At 64.8% G+C, this 20,062-nt stretch carries 20 protein-coding genes; 10 read left to right on the top strand and 10 right to left on the bottom strand.

Going from position 1 to position 20,062, the window contains the following annotated elements:
* Complete coding sequence (locus tag NTD82_RS22115; RefSeq protein WP_262130236.1) at positions 1 to 1,017, top strand: bile acid:sodium symporter family protein; 1,017 nt, start codon at positions 1 to 3, stop codon at positions 1,015 to 1,017.
* Here the strand turns inward: NTD82_RS22115 and NTD82_RS22110 are convergent.
* Positions 1,004 to 2,281, bottom strand: a complete 1,278-nt coding sequence (locus tag NTD82_RS22110; RefSeq protein WP_262130234.1) for an acetyl-CoA C-acetyltransferase — start codon at positions 2,279 to 2,281, stop codon at positions 1,004 to 1,006. The two genes, NTD82_RS22115 and NTD82_RS22110, sit on opposite strands and share 14 nt — an antisense overlap.
* A gap of 119 nt (positions 2,282 to 2,400) precedes the next feature.
* On the opposite strand from NTD82_RS22110, the gene NTD82_RS22105 reads away from it, so the two are divergent.
* From NTD82_RS22105 to NTD82_RS22075, 7 genes are all read left to right on the top strand, one after another.
* A complete protein-coding gene (locus tag NTD82_RS22105) occupies positions 2,401 to 3,753 on the top strand; it encodes a 3-oxoacyl-ACP reductase (protein WP_262130232.1) in 1,353 nt (450 codons plus the stop codon).
* A gap of 2 nt (positions 3,754 to 3,755) precedes the next feature.
* Positions 3,756 to 4,610, top strand: a complete 855-nt coding sequence (locus NTD82_RS22100; protein WP_262130230.1) for a MaoC family dehydratase — start codon at positions 3,756 to 3,758, stop codon at positions 4,608 to 4,610.
* Between the two features lie 62 nt (positions 4,611 to 4,672).
* Positions 4,673 to 4,978, top strand: a complete 306-nt coding sequence (locus NTD82_RS22095; protein ID WP_175653329.1) for a MazG-like family protein — start codon at positions 4,673 to 4,675, stop codon at positions 4,976 to 4,978.
* Positions 4,975 to 5,724: a methyltransferase gene (locus NTD82_RS22090; protein WP_095156070.1), complete on the top strand. Its 750-nt coding sequence runs from the start codon at positions 4,975 to 4,977 to the stop codon at positions 5,722 to 5,724. The genes NTD82_RS22095 and NTD82_RS22090 overlap by 4 nt, the downstream gene beginning before the upstream one ends.
* Positions 5,725 to 5,748: 24 nt before the next feature.
* Entirely contained in the window at positions 5,749 to 6,372 is a 624-nt protein-coding gene (locus NTD82_RS22085) for a DUF4136 domain-containing protein (RefSeq protein WP_262130228.1), read from the top strand.
* A 22-nt stretch (positions 6,373 to 6,394) separates the two neighbouring features.
* Positions 6,395 to 6,955 carry a DUF4136 domain-containing protein gene (locus NTD82_RS22080; RefSeq protein ID WP_095156068.1) on the top strand — a complete coding sequence of 187 codons (561 nt, stop codon included), beginning with the start codon at positions 6,395 to 6,397 and terminating at the stop codon, positions 6,953 to 6,955.
* A 106-nt stretch (positions 6,956 to 7,061) separates the two neighbouring features.
* Entirely contained in the window at positions 7,062 to 8,999 is a 1,938-nt protein-coding gene (locus tag NTD82_RS22075; protein WP_262130227.1) for a pilus assembly protein TadG-related protein, read from the top strand.
* Here NTD82_RS22075 and NTD82_RS22070 read toward each other — a convergent pair.
* On the bottom strand, positions 8,984 to 11,644 hold the full coding sequence (locus tag NTD82_RS22070) for a PAS domain-containing sensor histidine kinase (protein WP_262130226.1): 2,661 nt from the start codon (positions 11,642 to 11,644) through the stop codon (positions 8,984 to 8,986). The genes NTD82_RS22075 and NTD82_RS22070 overlap by 16 nt on opposite strands.
* A complete protein-coding gene (locus tag NTD82_RS22065; RefSeq protein WP_095156065.1) occupies positions 11,641 to 12,084 on the bottom strand; it encodes a TadE/TadG family type IV pilus assembly protein in 444 nt (147 codons plus the stop codon). Before NTD82_RS22065 ends, NTD82_RS22070 begins: the two co-directional genes overlap by 4 nt.
* 75 nt (positions 12,085 to 12,159) lie before the next feature.
* Between NTD82_RS22065 and NTD82_RS22060 the strand changes: the two genes are divergently transcribed.
* Together NTD82_RS22060 and NTD82_RS22055 are read left to right on the top strand one after the other, a co-directional pair.
* The gene (locus tag NTD82_RS22060) at positions 12,160 to 12,630 is read left to right on the top strand and encodes a prepilin peptidase (protein ID WP_262130225.1); all 471 of its coding nucleotides are present in this window, start codon (positions 12,160 to 12,162) and stop codon (positions 12,628 to 12,630) included.
* A 141-nt stretch (positions 12,631 to 12,771) separates the two neighbouring features.
* On the top strand, positions 12,772 to 13,548 hold the full coding sequence (locus NTD82_RS22055; RefSeq protein WP_175653335.1) for a response regulator transcription factor: 777 nt from the start codon (positions 12,772 to 12,774) through the stop codon (positions 13,546 to 13,548).
* A 69-nt stretch (positions 13,549 to 13,617) separates the two neighbouring features.
* On the opposite strand, the gene NTD82_RS22050 is transcribed toward NTD82_RS22055, so the two are convergent.
* Genes NTD82_RS22050 through NTD82_RS22020 form a run of 7 tightly spaced genes read right to left on the bottom strand, consistent with a single transcriptional unit; the run spans position 13,618 to position 20,047 of the window.
* Complete coding sequence (locus NTD82_RS22050; protein WP_262130224.1) at positions 13,618 to 13,884, bottom strand: DUF3613 domain-containing protein; 267 nt, start codon at positions 13,882 to 13,884, stop codon at positions 13,618 to 13,620.
* On the bottom strand, positions 13,884 to 14,564 hold the full coding sequence (locus NTD82_RS22045; RefSeq protein ID WP_262130223.1) for a tetratricopeptide repeat protein: 681 nt from the start codon (positions 14,562 to 14,564) through the stop codon (positions 13,884 to 13,886). Before NTD82_RS22045 ends, NTD82_RS22050 begins: the two co-directional genes overlap by 1 nt.
* A gap of 14 nt (positions 14,565 to 14,578) precedes the next feature.
* On the bottom strand, positions 14,579 to 15,463 hold the full coding sequence (locus NTD82_RS22040; RefSeq protein ID WP_262130222.1) for a type II secretion system F family protein: 885 nt from the start codon (positions 15,461 to 15,463) through the stop codon (positions 14,579 to 14,581).
* Position 15,464: 1 nt separating this feature from the next.
* A complete protein-coding gene (locus tag NTD82_RS22035; protein ID WP_262130221.1) occupies positions 15,465 to 16,346 on the bottom strand; it encodes a type II secretion system F family protein in 882 nt (293 codons plus the stop codon).
* Positions 16,343 to 17,611 carry a CpaF family protein gene (locus NTD82_RS22030; RefSeq protein WP_262130220.1) on the bottom strand — a complete coding sequence of 423 codons (1,269 nt, stop codon included), beginning with the start codon at positions 17,609 to 17,611 and terminating at the stop codon, positions 16,343 to 16,345. The genes NTD82_RS22035 and NTD82_RS22030 overlap by 4 nt, the downstream gene beginning before the upstream one ends.
* On the bottom strand, positions 17,601 to 18,800 hold the full coding sequence (locus tag NTD82_RS22025) for a pilus assembly protein (RefSeq protein ID WP_262130219.1): 1,200 nt from the start codon (positions 18,798 to 18,800) through the stop codon (positions 17,601 to 17,603). Before NTD82_RS22025 ends, NTD82_RS22030 begins: the two co-directional genes overlap by 11 nt.
* On the bottom strand, positions 18,797 to 20,047 hold the full coding sequence (locus NTD82_RS22020; RefSeq protein ID WP_410017077.1) for a type II and III secretion system protein family protein: 1,251 nt from the start codon (positions 20,045 to 20,047) through the stop codon (positions 18,797 to 18,799). Before NTD82_RS22020 ends, NTD82_RS22025 begins: the two co-directional genes overlap by 4 nt.
* Positions 20,048 to 20,062: the final 15 nt, after the last annotated feature.

The raw sequence follows: 20,062 nt of genomic DNA, 5'->3' as shown, positions 1-20,062 counted from the left end.
ATGCAAGCAATCAAACATCTCAAGCGCGTGGTCACCGACTGGTTCCTCTGCGGCATGTTCCTGGCCACCTTTCTCGCCTGGCTGTTCCCGCACTTCGGTGCGGCGGGCGGGGCGATGCATGCCGAATACGTGATCAATATCGGCGTGTTCCTGGTGTTCTTCCTCCACGGCATCAACCTGTCCAGCGAGCAGATCCGCCACGGCCTGAAAAACACCCGCCTGCACCTGATGGTGCAGCTCTTCACCTTCGTGGTCTTTCCGCTGCTGTGGCTGCTGGGCAAGACGCTGCTCGGCAGTCAGGTTCCGGCGCTGCTGATGCTCGGCTTCCTGTACCTGTGCGCCCTGCCCTCGACCATTTCGTCCTCGGTGGCACTGACCGGCAGCGCCGGCGGCAACGTGCCGGCGGCGATCCTCAACGCCAGCCTGTCCAGCGTGCTGGGGATCTTCATCACGCCATGGCTGGTGAGCCTGGTGGTGGGGAGCGGCAGCGACGGCATCGACCTCGGCGCCACCCTGCTCGACCTCTGTGGCCTGCTGCTGGCCCCACTGCTGCTGGGCCAGGCGCTGCGGCCCTGGCTGGGACGCTTCTTCGCCCGGCACAAGCGCTACACCAATGTCATGGACAAGCTGGTCATCCTGCTGCTGGTCTACGCGGCGTTCTGCAACTCGATGATGTCGGGCATGTGGCAGCAACAAGGGCTGTCGGTGATCGTCACCGCCTTGGTCGGCAGCGCGGTGCTGCTGGCGCTGGTCCTGTGGCTGACCACCCGCAGCGCGCGGGCGCTGAAATTCAGCCGTCCCGACGAGATCGCCGCGGTGTTCTGCGCCAGCAAGAAGTCCCTGGCCGCCGGGGCACCGATGGCCGCGCTGATTTTCGGCGCCCACCCGGGCCTGGGACTGATCCTGCTGCCGATCATGATCTATCACCCGCTGCAGTTGATCGTCTGCTCGATCATGGCCGAGCATTACGCCAACCAGCCGGCCCGGGAAGCCGCCGCCCTGGTCAGCGCTCGATAATCGCCGTCACGCCCTGACCGCCCGCGGCGCAGATGGAAATCAGCCCGCGGCCCTGACCCGCCTGGTCGAGCAGCTTGGCCAGGTTGGCGACAATACGCCCGCCCGTAGCAGCGAACGGATGGCCGGCGGCCAACGAGCTGCCCTTCACGTTCAACCGGCTGCGATCGATGGACCCCAGCGGCTGGTCGAGGCCCAGCCGCTCGCGGCAGTAGTCGGCGTCCTCCCAGGCTTTCAAGGTGCACAACACCTGCGCGGCGAAGGCTTCGTGGATTTCGTAGTAATCGAAGTCCTGCAGGCTCAGGCCGTGGCGCGCGAGCAGCCGCGGCACCGCGTAGACCGGCGCCATCAACAAGCCTTCGTGGCCTTTGACGAAATCCACCGCGGCGTTCTCGCCGTCCAGCAGGTAGGCCAGCACCGGCAGGCCGCGCTCTTTCGCCCAGTCCTCGCTCGCCAACAGCACCACCGAGGCGCCGTCGGTGAGCGGCGTCGAGTTGCCGGCGGTGAGGGTGCCCTTCTCGCTGCGCTCGAACACCGGCTTGAGGCTGGCGAGTTTTTCCAGGGTCAGGTCCGGGCGCAGGTTGTGGTCGCGGGACAAGCCCTGGAACGGCGTCAGCAAATCGTTGTGCCAGCCTTCGGCGAAGGACGCGGCCATGTTCTGGTGGCTGCGCAGCGCCAGTTCGTCCTGCTCCTGGCGGCCGATCTGCCAGGTCTGCGCCATCAGCTCGCAATGCTCGCCCATGGACAGCCCGGTACGCGGCTCGCCATTGCGCGGCAGTTCGGGTTTCAAAAAGCTTGGCCGCAGCTTGAGCAGGGCCTTGAGTTTGTCTGCGGTGCTCTTGCCGCGATTGGCTTCCAGCAGCACCCGGCGCAGGCCTTCGTTGACGGCGATGGGTGCATCGGAGGTGGTGTCGACGCCGCCGGCAATGCCGCATTCGATCTGCCCCAGGGCGATCTTGTTGGCAACCATCAACGCCGCTTCCAGACCGGTGCCACAGGCCTGCTGGATGTCGTAGGCCGGGGTCTGCGCCGACAGGCGCGAGCCAAGCACGCATTCACGGGTCAGGTTGAAATCGCGGGAATGCTTGAGCACCGCCCCCGCAGCCACCTCGCCCAGGCGCAGGCCGTGCAGGCTGAAGCGCTCGATCAGCCCTTCCAGGGCAGCGGTCAGCATCACCTGATTGCTGGCGTGGGCATAAGGACCGTTGGAGCGGGCGAAAGGGATTCGATTGCCGCCAATGATCGCGACCCGGCGCAAAACTCGCATAGAAAACTTTCCTTACTTCGCGAAATAGACGCCTACAGCGTAGGTGTTTTTTCCTGGAGCGAACGACCAATGGCCGATCATGGTCCACACTTTGTGGCTTATTTCAGGGAGACGTACTCATGAGCGATCGCTATATCAACTTCGCCAACTCCGATTTCGGACGCCGTGTAGTCGGTGCTGTCGGCCTGCCCGCGCCAGCCCGCCTGGAGCGCTGGGAAGCCGGTCGGCTGCGCCCGGTGGAAGGCGCCCTGCTGCTGGGTGGCGGGCCGCTGGCGGCGAAGGTGGCGGCGTTCGCCAATCGTCTCACTGACGAGTCCTACAGCTTCGCCGACGAAGCCCTGGGCTTGCCGGCCTGGGTCGCCGGGCTGGGCAGCAAGCTCAAGGCGGTGGTGTTCGATGCCAGCGCCATCAGCGATATCGATCAGCTCAAGCAGTTGCGCGAGTTCTTCCAGCCGCTGCTGCGCAGCCTCGCCGGCAGCGCGCATATCGTCATTCTCGGGCGTGCGCCGGAGCATCTCGACGAGGTGCTGGCCAGGGTCGCCCAGCGCGCCCTTGAAGGTTTCAGCCGGTCGCTGGCCAAGGAACTGCGCAACGGCGGCACCCTGCAATTGCTCTATGTGTCCCGCGACGCGGAAGACCAACTCCAAGGTGCGCTGCGCTTCTTCCTGTCGCCAAAAAGCGCCTTCGTCAGCGGCCAGGTGCTGCGCCTGGAAGCCTGCGCCAGCCAGGTGCAGGACTGGACCCGCCCGCTCGCCGGGCGCACGGCGCTGGTGACCGGCGCGGCGCGCGGCATTGGCGCGTCTATCGCCGAAACCCTGGCCCGGGACGGCGCCGACGTCGTGCTGCTGGACGTACCGCAGGCCAGCGATGATCTGCACGCCCTGGCCGAGCGTCTCGGCGGTCGTGCCTTGCCGCTGGATATCTGCGCCAGCGACGCAGCGACGCAACTGCTCCAGGGCCTGCCGGAGGGCATCGATATCGTCGTGCACAACGCCGGCATCACCCGCGACAAGACCCTCGCCAACATGACCCCGGAATACTGGGACTCGGTGCTGGCGGTCAACCTCAAGGCCCCGGCCGTGCTGACCCAGGCCCTGCTCGACGGCGGCGCCCTGCACGACAACGCGCGGATCGTCCTGCTCGCCTCCATCAGCGGGATCGCCGGCAATCGCGGGCAATCCAACTACGCGGCGAGCAAGGCCTGCCTGATCGGCCTCGCGCAGGCCTGGGCGCCGCTGCTAGCCGAGCGCGGCGCCAGCATCAACGCCGTGGCGCCGGGGTTTATCGAAACCCGCATGACCGCGGCCATCCCGTTCACCCTGCGTGAAGCCGGGCGGCGTATGAGCTCCCTCGGCCAGGGCGGCCTGCCGCAGGACGTCGCCGAAGCAGTTGCCTGGTTGTCGCAGCCGGGCAGCGGCGCGGTCAACGGCCAAGTGCTGCGGGTGTGCGGCCAAGCCGTGATGGGGGCCTGACCATGACCCAGACCTGGCACGACGTTGGTCACACCGCCGGCCTTTCCGGGCTGTACCTGAAGGCCGCGAGCAAGCGCAAGATCAGCGGCGACACGCTGCCGACCACCGGCCTGCGCTGCTCGCTCAGCGTCGATGAACGCAATCTGGCCGCTTACCGCAAGCTCTGCCTGTTCAGCAACGACGGCCGCCTGCCGCCGACTTATCCACATGTGATGGCGTTCGCCCTGCAATTGCAGTTGCTGACGGACAAAGCGTTTCCGTTTCCGCTGCTGGGGCTGGTGCACCTGAGCAATCGCATCTGTGTGCTGCGCCCGTTGGGCGGCGTGTCGCGGCTGCGCTTCGCGGTGTCTGTGGATAACCTTCAGCCTCACGAAAAAGGCGCCACCTTCGACCTGCGCACCGACGCCGAAGACGGCCTCGGGCTGCTCTGGTCGGAGAGCAGCCGCATGCTTTGTCGCGGCATGAAACTCGAAGGCGAGCCGCCCGTGGCGCAAGAGCCGGCGCAACTGGAAATGAGCGAGCTGACCCGCTGGTATGCCGACAGCGATATCGGCCGGCATTACGCCAGGGTCTGCGGCGACTACAACCCCATCCACCTCAGCGCCGCGACCGCGAAGCTGTTCGGTTTTCCACAGGCCATCGCCCACGGCATGTGGAGCAAGGCCATGGCCCTGGCTCACCTGCGCGGGCACTTGCCGCGCAGTGGCTATGAAGTGGCGGTGGATTTCCACAAGCCGGTGCGGCTGCCGAGCGAGGTCATCCTGGATGGCAGCAAAGAGGCGCCGAGCGGGCAGTTCCGCTTGAGCGGGCATGGCGGGCTGGTGCATATGAGCGGCACATGGCGACCGCTCGATTAGACACGCATCGCTTGCCAGCCACCCGCTTCCCCCTGAAGCTATACCGCCTCAGGAGACCCCACATGAATCTGCAAGAACTCACTCAACGGCTGCACCGCATCCGCGACAACAATGACTGGCGTGGTTTTCACAGCCCGAAAAACCTGGCCATGGCCGCCAGCGTTGAAATGGCCGAGCTGGTGGAAATCTTCCAGTGGCTGAGCGAGGACCAGTCGCGGCAGTTGTCCGCCGAACAGCTGGAACACGCCGGCCAGGAAGTGGGCGATGTGGTGCTCTACCTGCTGTTGCTGTGCAGCGAACTGGGCCTGGACATGGAGCAGGTGGTGCGCGCCAAACTGGCCGACAGCGAGAGGCGCTTCGCCAAATGAACGACCGTCATTTCGATGCCCTGGCGACCCGCTTCGCCGAGAAGATCTACGGCGGTGCCAAAGGCGCGATCCGCCTCGCGGTGCTCCAGGCAGACCTCGCCGAGTGCCTGCCGGATCGCCCATTGCGGGTGCTGGATATTGGCGCGGGCCTGGGCCACATGTCGTTGTGGCTGGCCGAGCGCGGGCATCACCTGACGCTGGCCGAACCCGCCGCGCCGATGCTCGACGGCGCCCGCGAGCGCTTCGCGGCCGCCGGCCAGCCGGCTACCTTCATCCAGGCGCCGTGGCAGGACCTGCTCGGTGAACTGACCGAGCCCTATGACCTGGTGATCTGCCACGCGGTGCTGGAATGGCTCGCCGAGCCGGAAACCATCCTGCCAGTGCTGCATCAGCTCACCCGCCCCGATGGCCTGCTGTCACTGGCGTTCTACAACCGCGACGCGCTGGTCTACCGCAACCTGCTCAAAGGCCATTTCCGCAAGATGCGGCGCAACACCCTGGCCGGTGAAAAGCAGAGCCTGACGCCACAGAAACCCCTTGATCCGCGCGAACTCAGGGCGCAAGTTGAAGGTCTATGGCAGATAGACACCGAGAGCGGCGTGCGCGTGTTCCATGACTATATGCCCACGGAATTCCAGGCCCGCGCCGAACTGATCGACCTGCTCGAAATGGAACTGGCCCACCGTCGTCACCCGGCCTTCGCCGGCCTCGGTCGTTACCTGCACTGGATATGTCGACCCCGTTAGGGCCCAACGCCCTGGGAGAGCCACATGCCGTACCGTGTCGTCCTCGCCCTCACTTGTCTTGCCCTGGCCGCCTGCCAGGGCAGCAACCCTTATGTCGCCGACTCCCGGCCCTTGCCGCCCGCGCCCCCGCAGGCCGCCACGACCTTTGACCAGAGCGCCTACCCGGCACCGGCCCGCGACTACGGTCGCTACCGCAGTTGGACCTGGCGCGACGGCCAGTTGCCCGCCGGCAACGCCGCGACCGACGCCGCGCAACTGGCCGATGTGGTCAGCAATGCCCTCGACCAGCGCGGTCTGCGCCCCGCCCGTGGTGGCCGCGGCGACCTGCTGGTGAGCGCCGGCATGCGCATGGAACGGCGCCTGCGGCAGTACCGCGACGATGATTACTATCCCTATGGTGGCTATGGCGGAATGGGCTATCGCCACGGTTACTACGGCAACAGCTACGGGCTCTACGGCAGCGTGCCCGTGGTGCGAACCTACGAGATCGAGGTGATGGTGGTGCGCGTCGATTTGTTCGATGCCGGCAGCGGCCAGCCGGTCTGGAGTGCCAGTGCCGAGAGCGGCAGCCAGGGTTCCCTGAGCGATCGCGAAGAGGCCCTGCGCAAGGCCGTCGAAAAAGCCATGAGCGGCTATCCTCCCAGCTAGTCAACGTCATTGGAGTACGACCATGTTCCGCCGACTTGCTTTATTCTCGCTGCTGGCACTGCTCGCAGCCTGCCAGACCAACAACGTCAGCCAGGACTTCGATGCCAGCCGCGACTTCGCCGCGTACCGCAGTTGGACCTGGCTGGAACCGGCGCTGCAATACCGCCCGGATGATCCCCGGATCAAGAGCGATCTCACCGAACAACGCATTCGCCAGGCCGTCAGCGGGCAACTCGACCAGCGCGGCCTGCGTCCTGCGCAGCCCGGCACTCGCGGCGATCTGAACGTGCAGACCTATCTCATCGTGGAAAACCGTCATCAACAGGTCACCACCCAGTACGGTGGCGCGTGGGGCGGTTATTGGGGAGGCTACTGGGGCGGCCCGGCGTTCAACGAGACCCGCACCGTCGAGTACAAGGTGGCGACCATCCAGATCGACCTGTTCGACGGCCGCGACGGCAAGCTGGTCTGGCGCGGCAGCGCCGAGCAGACCATGAACCACTACCCGCCGACGCCGGAAGAACGCAACACCGCGATCCAGAAAACCGTCAATCAGGTGCTGGCCAACTACCCACCTCATTGACCCTTCGTCCATGGCCGGTCACCGATAAAGGCGACTGGCCATGTTCTTGACTACACTCCTTGGACGCACGCGACGTGCACGGCCATGTGCCGGCAAAGGAGTGCTCGTGTCTTCCCGATTCGCTACACGCCAGGGCGGTGCCATCGGCCTGATGACCGCGCTGACACTGGCCCTCGCCGTGGTTTTCGGCCTGCTCGCGGTGGACGGCGGGCGGCTCTACATGGAACAGCGCAAGCTGCAACGGATCGTCGATATGGCCGCCCTGGAAGCCGCGGGCCAGGGCGGAAGTTGCAATGGCATCGGACAGCAGGCCGCGCCGCTGGCGAACACCAGCGCAGTGCGCAACGGTTTCACCCTCGGCGGCGGCAACACCCTGGTCACCACTTGCGGCAGCGTCAGCACCGGCGCCAACAGCCTGCGCAGCTTCAACCCGAATGCGAGCCTGGCCCAGGCCATCAAGGTCGCGGGCACCGTGAACGTGCCCACCAGCATCGCCGCCGGCATCCGTAACCTGGTGGCTGGCGAGCCCATTCCCGAAACCCTGCAATTGCATGCCCAGGCCGTGGCCACTGCTGCACCAGTGGCCATGCTGCGTCTACGGTCGACCCTGCTGACCATGGACACGCAAAAGTCGGCGCTGCTCAATGCGCTGATCGACCCGCTGGGCGGACGCGTGACCCTGGATGCGGTGGGCTGGCAGGGCATCGCCAACACGCAGGTCAACCTGCTGAGTTTTCTCGACGCGCTGGCGATCAAGGCCAACGTCGGCGCCGGCCATTACGACGAACTGCTGGCCAAGGACCTGCATGTCACCGATATCGTCCAGGTTGCGGCGAATGTGGCGAACCAGTCCGGCGCGCTGGCCGAGGTGGTGACCAACCTCGGCAAGGTGGTGGTGGGCGCCAACAACAGCACCGTGATCCACCTGGGCGACATGCTGGATATCCAGAACGGCACTCCCAGGGCTGGGCTCGACACCATGGTCAACGTCATCGACCTGGTGCAGGCGTCGGTGATGCTGGCGGCCAAGGAGAGCGCGGCGGTGGCGCAGATTCCGCTCAACCTGCTGGGGTTGGTGACGGGCACGATCAGTCTGAAGGTAATCGAACCGGAGCAGTTTTCCGCCATCGGCAATCCGGAGACCGACGAAATCAAGGTGCACACGGCTCAAGTGAAAGCACTGATTTCTCTTGATCTACCGATACTGAAAGACATCACCGGCCTGGTGAATGAAGTGCTCTCACTCGCCTCGCCGCTGACCACACTGATCGGTAATCTGCTGAGCCTGAACCTCAAGGGAACCCTGCAATCGGTCGGCTGCGCGCTGCTGGTGCCGTGCAAAGTCAGCGATATCCAGTTGATGCCCAATGTGCAGCAGATTCATATCGGCATTAAAGTAGCCAAGGCCACCAGCGAAGTCAGTGACTACAGTTGCACACCCGCCAAGACCCTCACCGCCAGTACCGAAAGCTCCGTGGCGGATGTCGCAGTAGGCAAGTTCGACACGCCCAGTGACTTTTTCAACTCTGGCACCGCGGTGATCCAGCCCATTCCGCTGATCGACTTCGGCACCAACGTGTGTACCAGGCTGATCGTCATTCCGCTTGGCTGCGATACGCGCGTACCCTTCGCCGGAGGTGGCATTGGCATCAAAGTCGATACCACCGTGCTGGGAACACCTCCCGGCACTGCGGTCGATGTGCTGTTCAGCGGGGCTACCGCACCGCCCAATCTCAACCAATTGACGGTGTACAAGTCGACCCCCGGCGCCAGCAATGCCGTTGCCAGCCTCGGCACTACACTCACGGGCGTGCAGTTATTGGCGTACCAGCCGCAAGGCGCTCACCCGCTGGGGCAGGTGGTCACCTCGGCCACCGGCCTGCTCAACGGCGTGAAGAACATCCTGGTGCCAAAAATCACGACCTTGCTCGACCGGCTGACCAATCCGCTGATCAACTCACTGCTCAAGGTGCTCGGCATTGATCTGCTGGTGACCGACGTCGGCGCCAACCTCACTTGCAACCGCGCTCAACTGGTGCTCTGAACCGGCAACTCGATAACGAAGCGCGCCCCGTCCCGGCCATTGCTGACGCTCAGCGTGCCGCCCATGCTTTCGACGATCCGGTAACTCACCGACAACCCCAGTCCGGTCCCGACACCCGCCGGCTTGGTGGTGAAGAACGGTTCAAAGATGCACTCCAGCAGACGCGGCTCGATGCCGCCGCCGCTGTCTTCCACCAACAGGCGCACCCACTGGCCATCGCGCTCGCTGCGCAGCGAGATCCACGGCTGCTCTGGCTTCTTCTCCATCAGCACATCACGGGCGTTGACCATCAGGTTGATCAACACCTGCTCCAACTGATCCATATGACCGCTGACCGGACACCCCGTCAGCGGATCACCCAGGCGCACCGCTACATTCTTGGCGGCCAGACCATCGGCCAGCAGCGACAGCGCGCCCTCCACCGCAACCCAGGGCTCGAACAGCCCGCGCTCGACCTCCGAGCGGCGACCAAACACGCGCATGTGATCGACCACCTTCGACGCGCGCACCACCTGGGCGTCGATGCGTTTGAGTTTTTCCTGCAGGTAATCGACATCCACCTCGCCGCCTTCCAGACGCTTGAGGGCGTTGACCACCGCCATGCGCATCACGTTGAGCGGCTGGTTGATCTCATGGGCGAGCCCGGTGGACATCTCGCCGAGGGTGGCCATCTTCGCGCTCTGCAGCAGCAGTTGCTGGCTGCGCCGAACTTCGGTGTTGTCGCGGCCCACCGCCTGGATCTCCAGCAGACGGCCGTCGGCATCGAACAGGCCGCGGTCCGACCAGATCCACCACGCATGCTGGCGCCCCGGCAGTTGCAGGCAGACTTCGTCACTGCTCACCGGCGCATCAGGGCTGAGCCGGGCAATGCGTTCGACAAACAGCTCGCGCTGCCCCGGCGACAGCCAGTTGCCGAGGTTCATGCCCGGCAGTTGCGCCGGGGTGCATTCCAGGTAATCGGCCAGCGGCCGGTTGCCGTAGAGCAGTTCGAGATCGGGGCGGTAGCGACAGATCATCGCCGGCGAATCCTCCACCAGCACGCGATAGCGCTCCTCGCTCTGGCGCACCCGCTCGGCGGCCTGGGTCGTCTCGGTGACGTCGAGCCAGATGCCCACCGCCTCCACCGGGATGCCCAGGTCATTGCGCAACAGCCGGGCCTCGTCGAGCACCCAGTGCCAGCCGCCTTCGCTGTCGCGCAGGCGGTAGCGGCTGCGCACCTGGCCTTCGCGCAACAGGGTGCGGGTGCGCGCCAGCCACAGCGGCTGGTCGTCAGGATGCACCCATTGCGCCGGTTGCAGGCGCTCACCCGGCACGGGCTGCCAACCGAGCAACGGTTGCAGGCTGGCGCTGAAGAACTCGGCGTGCAGCGCGCCGTCGTCGTAGTGCTGGATGTAGATCACCGCCGGCGAACTGGCGATCAGGTTGTCCAGCCGCGCATGGGCGGCGCTGGCCTGTTGTTCCTGTTGCTTGATGTCGCTGATATCGAGCATGAAGCCGTGCAACCGGCGCGCCTCGCCCTGACCACGCAGCTCGCCGCACAGGCGATACCAGCGCGGCGTGTCGCCGAGCAGGCGCAGGCACAATTGCAGGCTGTCGCCCTGGCGTTGCAGGCCGGTGAATGCCAGCAGCGCCGCCTCGCGATCGGCCGGGTGCACCTGGGTCAGCCAGTCGGCCAGGGTGACCCGCGCCGGCACGCCGAAGCTGATCGCCAGCCCCGGCGCCAGATGCAGGTAAGGATCATGCGGCGACCACTCCCACCAACCGGCGCCGAGCAGCCCCTGAACATTGTCCAGCCGCTGCTGACTGGCCTGCAGCCGGTCACCGGCCAGGCGTGCCAGCAGCGGCTCGGCCATTGCGTCGGCGAGCAACAGGGCATCGTCCCCCAGGCGCGGCTGGCCGCTGTCCTCGCACAGCAGCCAGGCCTGCACTTCATGCTGCTGGGTGTGGGGCATCAGGTAGAACGGTAATTCCAGCACCTGCAAGGCCGACTGGGCTTCGCTGTGACTCAGGTGCGCGGTCGGCAGGTCGTTGAGCAGCAGGCCGAGCCGTTGCTCGCTCCAGGGCAGGTTGTCGCCGTAGTGCACGTAGTTTTTCCAGCCGCCGGCGCCCCGTACCCACAACATCGCCCAACCCGCCTGCCAGTGCCAGGCGAGACGGCGCAACTGCTCGCCGGCCTGTTCCGCCAGGTGCTCAAGGCTGCAATCGCGTAGCGCCGCCGCGACTTCACTGGCGAGCATTTGTCGCTGCTGCGCAGCCAGGCCCTGGCGTTGTTGCTGCACCAGGTCGCCGATGTCGAACAGTTGCAGCAACCAGCCCTCGGGCTGAGCCAGCAACCAGCCACGGGTATGCAAGGTGTGACCTGCGGCGGCGCGGAAGTCCAGGTCAAGCGGGTGCGCCTGCCAGTCCGGCGGCTCGCCTTCCAGGGCCAGCAGGCTATGAGGCTGCACATAGTCCTGCAATCGCGCCGGCATCTGCGCCGGCAAGGCCAGCACGGTGCGCAACGGGCCGCTGAGGCGCAGCACTCGCGCCTGATTATCCAGCCACAGTTGCAGGCCGACCGCGGGCGGTGCCGAGGTTTCGGGCCAGGTCGGAAGTTCGCCGGCGCGGGTCCGCCAGCGGTCGAATAACCCCGAGCCGCCGCTCAAAGTTGCAGGCTCGCTTGAGCACCCAGTCGCGCCGGCAGTCGCGGCACTTCGCCGATGACCGGCAACACCAGCACCGGCATCGCCGAAGTGATCTTGGCTTTGTCGTAGTGGACGCTCACCGTCAGCAGCTTGCCCGACGTCAGCGTCACGGTGGCGTCACTGGCGTACTGGAAACGCAATGCACCAGGTAGCCAGGCCAGTTGTTGCTCCAGCACCTGTTTGGCCAGGTTGGTGACGTCGGTGCCATAGGTCGCACTGGTCGGGTCCAGCGCCACGCAGCGGCGCACCGCTTCGCTGCTGGCCTGGTTGAACGACTGCACCATGAGCATGGGCAGGCTGTAACTGAGCAGCCCGTAGAACACCGTAAAGAACATTACGAAGACCAGGGCGAACTCAATCGCCACCGCACCTTTTTCCCGTCCACCTAAGCTCGCTTTCATGATCGCGTCTACCCTGACAGTGACACCTCTTTGACAAGCATAGAATCAATCAGACCAGGGGATGGCCTTTCGCCAATGCAAAGTCTAGTCGTGCTGTTGTGGCTTGCCCTTTGTGCCGAACAGGATGTGCGCGAACGACAGATCGCCAACGTCCTCACCCTCGGTGCAGCCGCCCTCGCCCTCGCCTATCTGTTCGTCACCGGCCACACCTGGATCGGTGCCGAGCCCACGGATGCGGCGGTCGCGCTGGTACTGGTGATGTTGTTAACCCTTCCGGGTTATATCCTCGGCCGCTTGGGGGCTGGCGACGTGAAGATGTTGGGCGCCCTGGCCCTGGCAACTGACCAGTGGTATCTGCTGGGCACTTTCATCGGCGCCGGAGTCGCGGTGCTGGTCTGGATGATCAGCCGACGCTGGCTGTGGTCGCTGCTTAATCAGAAGGTTAAGAAGCGCCTGCAGGCGATCCACGAGGAAGTGTCAAAAAAGCAGCCCTTCGCCCCATTCCTCATGGCGGGCTTCCTGCTGGCTGCTTTATGGATCCATTAGTCGCCTGGTGCCTTCAGCACGGGTGTTACGCCTTGTAAATAGTCGAAAGGAGCGACTACTTTTGAGTTAGTGCCCCACCGTGACCCGGGACCGCCTTGGCAGCTTTCAGGGAGGGCACCTCAGCATGGAGTTGCGAGTTAAATGCCTACCAGCCAAGTGAAAGTCCTGGTCGTCGATGACCAACCACTGATCGTCGAAGAGCTTTGCGAATTCCTCGAAAGCAGCGGTTACCTCTGCGTCCCCTGCCATTCCAGCGTCACTGCCATCGATCGCTTCAACGCCGACCCGGCCATCGGCCTGGTCCTCTGCGACCTGAACATGCCCGAGTACGACGGTATCGAGCTGGTCAAGGCGCTGAAGAAAAGTGCCGGGCAGGAGCGCGCCTTCGAAGCCATCATGCTCACCGGCCGCGCCGAAAAGCAGGATGTCATCAAGGCCCTGCGCGAAGGCTTCGCGGACTATTACCAGAAGCCGGTCGACCTCGAAGAGTTGCTCAAGGGCCTGCAGCATCAGGAAACGGAATTGCTGAAACGGCAGAAGAACTTCCATCAACTTGGCCACCTGAACCAGAAGCTCAAGTACCTCGCCGACTCCATCGACGATCTCTACCAGGACCTCGACAAGGCTCGCGGGCAGGCGCCCGGCAAAGGCGACGGCAGCGAAGACAGCGAGCACGACAGCGTCACCATCCCGACCATCTTCTCCCCGCTGTCGCCCCGCCAGCTTGATGTGGCGCGGCTGGTCGGCAAGGGCAAGACCAATTACCAGATCGCCTGTGAACTGGGCATCACCGAGAACACGGTGAAGCTCTATGTCTCGCAGGTGCTGCGCCTGACCCACATGCACAACCGCACGCAACTGGCCCTGGCGCTATCGCCTGGATCATCGACGCCGTGGCAGCGGGTGACGGAGCATTGAGCGCCCTTGAGATCGAACGCCGCTTAGGCGGTGCTCGATCTCAAGAACGCTGGAAAGCTTCCGCCCGACTCACTGACTCCCCGACGACGTCACCTTCTCCCACTTGAAGACCTCCGGAATCTTGTAGTCATACACCTTCAGCCAGCGCTCCATGGTCTGGTCATATTCCTTGGGTGTGGTGGCCTGCGGGTTGCTGGAGGCGTGCAGCCCTTTGGGTTGCAGTTGCAGCCAGGTTTCGGTGGTTTCCTGGGCCTTGGACGAAGGCCCTTCGGGAACCGCCGTGGCGGCGCACGAGAAACCGACCAGCACGATCAACAGCGGGATTCGCACGTTCATCAGGAACTCCTGGGCGGCTGCGCGCCGCCGGGTTTGAGTTGCTCGGCACGGGCCTGGGCTTCGCTGAACTGGGCCGAGCTCAGGCCCAGGCGGCTGACCAGATCGGCGGCCTGTTGCCACTTGTCCTGGTACAGCAGCAGGGTCACCAGGTTGACCGCCGCCAGTCGGTCGGTGTCTTTCAGCTCGATGGCGGTGAGGAATTCGAAGCGGGCTTTTTCCATTTCGCCGAGGTTGAGGTAGGTCACCCCGAGGTCGTTGCGGATTTTCTCGTCGGTGGGCGCCAGACGCACCGCACGCATCAGGTGTTGCCGGGCCTGGACGTTATCGCCCCGGGCCGAGGCCAGTTGCCCCAGGCCATGTTCCGCCTCGGCGGCCATGCAGCCGCCCAGCAGGCTGCGGTACAGCGGCTCGGCCTCGCTGCTGCCGAGCAACCGCAGCACCTTGGCCTTGCGCACGCGCACCTGGGCGAGGTTATCGGGCATTTCCTCAAGGTGCGCGAGGCTCGCGTGAGGACGGCCGTCGGCGAGCATTTCGTCGGCCATGCTCAAGGTCAGTTCCTGGGATGAATCCGGTTTGGCGCAACTGGCCGAACCACCCTGCAAGGCCAGCCATGGCGCGCCGCCCTGGTTGGCGCAGCCGCTCAACAGCATCGCGCCCAGTATCAATCCGCCGACTCTCATGCGCAGTTCCCCATTCAGTGACTGAAGGCCCGGGCCAGCGCGGTCAGACCCGGCCCGGCCAGCACGATCAACAAGGCGGGAAAGAGAAAGACCATCATGACGACGGACATCTTCCCGGACATTTTCGAAATACGTTCCTGCAGCCGCGTCAGGCGCCGGTCATCGAGCAGTTGCTTGAGCGCCAGCAGCGACTTCATCGCACCACCGCCCTGGGTCAGCAACTGTTGCAGGATCACGCAGGTGTCGTTGAACTCGTCCACCGACAACAGCTTCGCGGTCTTTTCCAGCTCCGGCGCCAACGCCAGTCCCGAGTCCACCCGAACCAGAATCAGTTGCAGTTCCTGGCTGAGCACGGGAAGCAATTGTCGCCCTTCAGTGCCGAGGATGCGCAGGCTCTGTTCCACCGCGAGTCCGGAATCGAAGAGGATGCGCAGCAGCGGAATGAAACTGGAAACCTCATCGGCAATCTGCTGCTGCCGTCGTGCCGCGACGTAGGCGAGGATGCGTTTGGGCAACAGATAGCCGATACCGAGGGCGAACATTGGCAGCATCCACGGTGTTTTGCTGTCGGCGTAGAAAAACTGCTGGACCAGAACGGCGATAAGCACGGCGCAGAGCGGCACGCCGATCTGCAACGCAGCGAACAGCGAACGTTGGCGCGTGCGCCGCCAACCAATGCGGTCGAGCAACAAGCGGGTTTCGCCGTCCAGGCTCAGCGCGCGTTGGGCCAGCGCACTGCTGCCCAGGCGCTCCAGCCAGCCATCCCGCGCCAACTCGGCGCTCGCCCGGCCCTGCAGACGCGTGGCGACCAATTGCTCGCGGCGGTGCTGGCGCGCCAGGTGAACCACCAGCAGCACGAAAGTCAGCAAGAACAGCGCGGCACTGATCAGCAAGGCCATTTCAGATACTCCGCAACATGCGCCATAGCGCCACGCAACCCAACACCTGCAGGATGAACGCGGCAAGCAGCATCATCTGGCCGCTGTGGTTGTGCCACATCGACAGCAGGTAGCCGGGGTTGGCCACCATGAAGTAGCCGACCATGCAGATCGGCAGCGACGCCAGTACCACCGCGGTCATCCGCGTTTCACCGGTCATGGCGCGCAACTGGCGAGCCCCTTGGTCGCGCTCGCGAATCAGCTTGATCAGGTTTTCCAGCAGCTCGCTGGCATTGCCGCCATAACGGTGGTTGATACGCAGGCCGAGGGCGAGCATGTGGAACTCGTCCTGGTCATAAAGCTCGGCCAGGTCCAGCAGGGCCTCATCCAGGCTGACGCCCATCTGCACGTTGCGCTGCACCCGTTGCATGGCGCTCTTGAGGGGATCGTCGGCGACCTCGATGGCGCCCAGCAACGCGTCACTGAGGGTGCGCCCGGCCTTGAGGCTGCGCACCGCGTGATCGAGCAGTGCCGGCAGTTGCTCGATCATCCGGCGCAAGCGGCGTCGGTAGCGCCAGCTCATGTACAAACGCCAGAGCAACGGACCGAGGACCACCATCAGCAACGCCCCCGACCAACCGGCAAAACTGCCGGCCAGGGCAATCAGCAGCAGCCACGCCGAGCCCCAGAGCAGCAGGCGGTCAGCGCGGCGGTCGAAGCCGGCGCGCAACAGCAGCAGCTCCAGCCAGTCTCGGGTCGGCGCCTCGACCGCCACTGGCTCCGGCAATTGGCCCAGCCGCTGCAAGGTGCGCTCTTGCGCCGACTTGCGCACGCCGCTGTAGAACAGGCTGACAGAAGCGCTCAGCAACAGCAGGCCGAACAGCCCCAAGACCAGGGCGATCATGGCGCGGACTCCAGCGGATCGTGACGCAGCTTATCTCCGGCCGGGTTGACCGCGTCGCGCACGAAGGCCGTGCCGCCTCGCCGATCAAGGCGGAACAGGGTGTTGGTGACGTACACGTCATCGCGCAGGCCAACCACTTCCAGCACCTCGCTGACACAACGGCGCCCATCGGGCAGGCGGGTCAACTGGATCACCACATCAAGGGCGGCGCAGATCATCTGCCGCAGGGTCTTCTCCGCCACCTGGAGCCCGGTCAGGCCGACCAGGGTTTCCAGACGCAACAGCGCGTCCTGCGCGGTGTTGGCGTGGACGGTGCTCATGGAGCCGTCGTGGCCGGTGTTCATTGCGGTCAGCACGTCGATGACCTCCACCCCGCGAATCTCCCCGAGCAGGATGCGGTCCGGGCGCATCCGCAGGGCGTTGCGGATCAGTTCGCTGGCCTTGATCTCGCCATGGCCTTCGGCATTCGGCGGCCGGGTTTCCAGACGCACGACGTGAGGGTGGTCCAATTGCAGCTCGGCCACGTCCTCGATGGTCACCAGTCGCTCGTGCGGGCTGATCAACTGGCTGAGGATGTTCAGCAACGTGGTCTTGCCGGTGCCGGTGCCGCCGCTGACCAGCACGTTGCAACGCTTGCTCACCGCCAGTTCGAAGAACGCCATGATCCCCGGATCGATGGCGCGAGTCGCCAGCAGATCGGCGCTCTTGAGCATGTCCTTGCGGAATTTGCGGATCGACAGGCAAGGCCCGTCCAGCGCCACCGGCGGAATGATCGCGTTGACCCGGCTGCCGTCGGGCATGCGCGCATCGACCATCGGCGACGACTCATCCAGACGCCGGCCAAGCGGCGCGAGGATGCGTTGCATCACCCGCTCGACATGGTGCGAGTCGATGAAGCGCAGGTCGGTCTGATGCAACACCCCGGCGCGCTCGACGAACACGCGGTACGGGCCGTTGACCAGGATTTCGGTAACGCTGGTGTCGCGCAGCAGGACTTCCAGCGGGCCGAAGCCGGTGAGTTCGTCGACCAGTTCTTCGGCCAGCCGCTCCATTTCATAGCGCGACAGCGCCAGGTGCAGGCGGGCGATGTAATCGCCGACCTGCTCGGTGACGAATTGCGCCAGCGCCGGGCGCGAGCCTTCCAGCAGGTTGCGGCCGGAGTCTTCGATGGCATCGATGATGTGACGGTGCAGCGCACGCTTGAGCGCCTGGGGATCGTTGCCAAGGTTGGCCCGGGGTCCGCCGAACAACTCGTCACTGGTCATGCTTGTTTCCCCAGAGCCGCGTCAGCCAGTTGTTGGCCTTGGGCTTGAGGTTTTCCGAACGCCGCGCCAGGCGATCGCCGAGGGTCTTGAGGGCATGGGTGAGGTTGTCGCGCGGGGCCAGTTCGAACAGGCTTAGGCCCTGGTTCCGGGCGTTGAGCCGCACCTCGGGACTGGACGGCAGCTCGGTCAGCACCGGCAAGGCGAAGCGCTTGCCGAGGGCTTCGGCGTCCGGCACCACGCTGCGCAGGTAGCGGTCGACCAGCAGTTTGGCGTGCTCCAGGTTCATGCCTTTTTCACGCCAGGTGTTCAGCACTTCAAGGTTGCGCCGACACTCGATGACGTTCTGGTCGGTGTACCAGATCAGCTTGTCGCAGTGGCTGACGAAGGTGCGCAGCGCCTCGCTGTCGGCCTGTCCGGTGAGGTTGACGATGATGTGCTGGAAGTGTTGCCGCAGCGCACTGAGCAACATGTACAACTCGGCGGCGCTGGTGCGCTCCAGCGCTTCATCGCCGAGGGCGTAGGCCAGCAGGCGCAGGCCGCTGGCCTCGCGAGCGAAGGCGCTGTCGATCAGGGTGCTGTCGAGCCGACGCAGATGGCGCAAGGCATCACCGAAATGAAAGGACGACTCCACGCCCAGCAACGCCAGGCTGTCGCCGCGGGGCAGGCCGAGGTCGAGCAACAGGGTTTGCTGACCGCTTTTCTGCACCACTTGCCCGAGATGCAAAGCCAGCAGCGCGCCATCGGAACCACACTGGGTGCCATAGAGCACAGTGAGGCCGCCCAGGTGCGGGTTGGTGGTCACTGGCGGCAGGCGCTTGCCCAGGCGCCGGACCAGCCCGGCCACCTCGCTCGAGCGCGAACCGTAGGCGACGAAGTCCCGCGCGCCGGCGCGCATCGCATTGAGCACAAGCTGGTTGTCCATGCCATCGCCGAGGGCGACGATGGCCAGCATCGGCTTGGCCTCCAGCACCCCTTCGATGAGTGCGCACTGGTTGACCACATGGTCGCGGTCCAGGCCGATGAACACCAGATTGGCGAAGGTCACGTCGACCAGCGCCAGCATTTCATCGAGGCTGCCGCTGCCGGCGCCGACCACCTGCCCCAGCGGCGCCAGCGCGGTCTGCAGCCATTGCAGATCACCCTCGTTGCGGGTGATGGCAAGGAAGGTCTGACTCAGGCTTTCGCTCATTGAGATAACCCACTGCGACGTTCGAAGTCGCCGTTTTCCAGGAAGAAAAGCCGCCCCCAGCTCGGGTCGTAGGTGCGCAGGCGCTCACCCGGGAGCTCCGGCAGCTTCGCATTGACGGCCAGCGGCCTGACAAGGTGCGGCGTGACCACCATCAGCAGTTCGGTTTCTTCGCTCTGCACGTTTGACTGACGGAAGAACGCGCCAAGGATCGGCACATCGCCGAGGCCCGGGAATTTGTCCACGTCGGAACGGTTAGTGGTGCTGATGAGGCCGCTGATGATGAAGCTCTCACCATCGGCGAGGGAGATGCTGGTATCGGTGCGCCGGACTTTAAGACCGGGAACCGTGGTGCCGGCAATATTGACCGTTCGGGAGTAATCCAACTCGCTGACTTCAGGGGCGACCTTGAGCATGATGCGGTCGCGGCTCACCACCGTTGGCGTCAACGCCAGGCGAATGCCGAACTCCTTGAACTCGATCGACACGTTGTCGCTGCCGCTGCTGGGCACCGGGATCGGGATTTCTCCACCGGCGAGGAAGCTTGCGGTCGTGCCGCTGAGCACCACCAGGCTGGGCCGTGCCAGGGTGTAGGCGAAGCCGCTGCTCTCCAGGGCGTTGATCGCTGCGAGGAAGCGACTGCTGCCGCCGCCCCAGACAATGTTGAACATATCGTTGCCAAGCGGGATCAACGGGTTGACCACCGGCACATTGCCCGGCGTCACGTTGGTATTCGGCACTGTGCCGGGCGAGCCGATCAGCGAGTTGTTCGAACCTTTGAAGAACAAGCGCGCACCGGCTTCCTTGAGCTTGGTGCGGCTGACTTCGACGAAGCGTATATCGGCCTGCACCTGGCTGGGCGTTTCCGCATCCAGCGAGGCCGGCACTTGCGTGGAAACCATGTCCGCCGTCGCCCGCCCACGCACGAACACCATGGTCTGGCGCGGTGTGCTGGTGCAATTGGTCCACAGACTGAGGCTGGTAGCGCCGGGCCCCATGGCCGTGAGCAGCACCGCGTCATTGCCCACGGGATGCACATCGGCGACTTTCGGATCGCCCACCGCCGCACGGCTGATGCCGACCGGCAGGCGGACCTCCTGTTGCAGGCCTTGGTCGATTTCGATCACTGCCGGCACCTGCGGCAGTGCCGAACAGCCCTTGTTTGCGGCATGCGCTTGGGACAACGGCAGCAGCCCCGCCAGCATGGCCATCAAGGTGTAGCCAGGGATCCGTGAAGAACGGCTGCTCATTGAAGGACATCCTTG

It is taken from the genome of Pseudomonas sp. 5P_5.1_Bac1 (assembly GCF_025466015.1).
Taxonomy (GTDB): Bacteria; Pseudomonadota; Gammaproteobacteria; order Pseudomonadales; family Pseudomonadaceae; genus Aquipseudomonas.
Note: the sequence above shows the minus strand (reverse complement) of the source record. Positions and strands in the feature narration are given on the sequence as shown.

Coding starts and splice junctions, on each gene's coding strand:
- NTD82_RS22110 (WP_262130234.1), bottom strand. CDS start 2,281: ATGCGAGTTTTGCGCCGGGTCGCGATCATTGGCGGCAATCGAATCCCT.
- NTD82_RS22065 (WP_095156065.1), bottom strand. CDS start 12,084: ATGAAAGCGAGCTTAGGTGGACGGGAAAAAGGTGCGGTGGCGATTGAG.
- NTD82_RS22025 (WP_262130219.1), bottom strand. CDS start 18,800: ATGAGCGAAAGCCTGAGTCAGACCTTCCTTGCCATCACCCGCAACGAG.
- NTD82_RS22045 (WP_262130223.1), bottom strand. CDS start 14,564: ATGAGAGTCGGCGGATTGATACTGGGCGCGATGCTGTTGAGCGGCTGC.
- NTD82_RS22050 (WP_262130224.1), bottom strand. CDS start 13,884: ATGAACGTGCGAATCCCGCTGTTGATCGTGCTGGTCGGTTTCTCGTGC.
- NTD82_RS22060 (WP_262130225.1), top strand. CDS start 12,160: ATGCAAAGTCTAGTCGTGCTGTTGTGGCTTGCCCTTTGTGCCGAACAG.
- NTD82_RS22115 (WP_262130236.1), top strand. CDS start 1: ATGCAAGCAATCAAACATCTCAAGCGCGTGGTCACCGACTGGTTCCTC.
- NTD82_RS22105 (WP_262130232.1), top strand. CDS start 2,401: ATGAGCGATCGCTATATCAACTTCGCCAACTCCGATTTCGGACGCCGT.
- NTD82_RS22080 (WP_095156068.1), top strand. CDS start 6,395: ATGTTCCGCCGACTTGCTTTATTCTCGCTGCTGGCACTGCTCGCAGCC.
- NTD82_RS22095 (WP_175653329.1), top strand. CDS start 4,673: ATGAATCTGCAAGAACTCACTCAACGGCTGCACCGCATCCGCGACAAC.
- NTD82_RS22020 (WP_410017077.1), bottom strand. CDS start 20,047: ATGAGCAGCCGTTCTTCACGGATCCCTGGCTACACCTTGATGGCCATG.
- NTD82_RS22085 (WP_262130228.1), top strand. CDS start 5,749: ATGCCGTACCGTGTCGTCCTCGCCCTCACTTGTCTTGCCCTGGCCGCC.
- NTD82_RS22040 (WP_262130222.1), bottom strand. CDS start 15,463: ATGGCCTTGCTGATCAGTGCCGCGCTGTTCTTGCTGACTTTCGTGCTG.
- NTD82_RS22055 (WP_175653335.1), top strand. CDS start 12,772: ATGCCTACCAGCCAAGTGAAAGTCCTGGTCGTCGATGACCAACCACTG.
- NTD82_RS22100 (WP_262130230.1), top strand. CDS start 3,756: ATGACCCAGACCTGGCACGACGTTGGTCACACCGCCGGCCTTTCCGGG.
- NTD82_RS22090 (WP_095156070.1), top strand. CDS start 4,975: ATGAACGACCGTCATTTCGATGCCCTGGCGACCCGCTTCGCCGAGAAG.
- NTD82_RS22030 (WP_262130220.1), bottom strand. CDS start 17,611: ATGACCAGTGACGAGTTGTTCGGCGGACCCCGGGCCAACCTTGGCAAC.
- NTD82_RS22035 (WP_262130221.1), bottom strand. CDS start 16,346: ATGATCGCCCTGGTCTTGGGGCTGTTCGGCCTGCTGTTGCTGAGCGCT.